Annotated in this window: 1 pseudogene; it reads right to left on the minus strand. The window is 68.1% G+C overall.

From position 1 onward, the window contains the following. A pseudogene (locus tag VQ042_RS26320) lies at nucleotides 1–248 on the minus strand (MFS transporter); the annotation flags it as partial. Between the last annotated feature and the right edge of the window lie 219 nt (nucleotides 249–467).

The raw sequence follows: 467 nt of genomic DNA on the forward strand, positions 1-467 counted from the left end.
AGGTCGAGGCCGACGAGCAGCGTCCGCCGCGGCAGGAAGCTCGTCAGGACCCCGGCGAACTGCGAGACGCCCACGTACGCGATCATCTTGATCGCCAGTGCCGTCCCGAGCACCACCCCGGCGTCGGCGCCGGCAAGATCGTAGGCGAGCAGCCCGAGCGCCACCGTGGTCAGGCCGGTCCCGATCAGCGAGAGAACCTGCGCCGCGAAGAGATGGCGATAGGTGCGGTGGCGCAGGACCGTGAGCATCGTTCTTTACCTCGACCCGGACGTTGCGGCTGCCCGGTCGGTAATAGGTGCCGACCGACGGCACGAGACCATCGGTCGGCGGTGATGGGAAGGCTTCGTCAGACCTTCCGCTCGAAGGCCGTGTAGGTGCCGCTCGTGCGCAGCGTCACGGCAACGGGAGCATCGCCGCGGTTACGCCAGAACCATCCGTGGTTGCCCGCGAAGGCGGCCTGAATGGTC

Source organism: Aurantimonas sp. A2-1-M11 (genome assembly GCF_036549475.1).
GTDB lineage: Bacteria > Pseudomonadota > Alphaproteobacteria > Rhizobiales > Rhizobiaceae > Aurantimonas.